Origin of the sequence: Saccharothrix sp. NRRL B-16314, from assembly GCF_000716595.1 — a bacterium.
GTDB lineage: Bacteria > Actinomycetota > Actinomycetes > Mycobacteriales > Pseudonocardiaceae > Actinosynnema.
In genome coordinates this window covers 1-336 of record NZ_JNXC01000192.1, presented here as the reverse complement: position 1 = coordinate 336, position 336 = coordinate 1, and the positions used below count along the sequence as shown (strand labels likewise).

The 336-nt window shown below is 70.5% G+C and carries 1 protein-coding gene; it reads left to right on the top strand.

All coding sequences use genetic code 11. From position 1 onward, the window contains the following. Window positions 1-254, top strand: a 254-nt coding sequence (locus tag OQ02_RS45430) for a hypothetical protein (protein WP_033443828.1), incomplete at its 5' end; no start/stop codon positions are given. Between the last annotated feature and the right edge of the window lie 82 nt (window positions 255-336).

Genomic DNA, 336 nt, shown 5'->3' with positions numbered 1-336 from the left:
TCGCCGAGCAGTGCGACTACGAGCTGTGGCGCCTCCTCGACCAGATCACTGTGCCGATCGGCCCCACGAATGAGCCGACGACGCTGCGCACGATGCTGGACATTTACTGGACCGATGTGGAGCCGGTGACGGCTCAGCGCGCCGCGGAGGACCGTGCGGAGGCGATGATGCGGGAGGCTCCGGGTGGCCAGTCGTCCCGGTTCGCGGGGACGCCGCGAGCTCGGCACGTTGATAATGGGAAGCGGCTGGCCTGACGGTGGGGAGCGTCGCTCGTCTCGGTGAACCAGCCGCGGTTCCGGCCCGGACGGACCGGGGCCGGCGGTAGCGTCCCGGGAC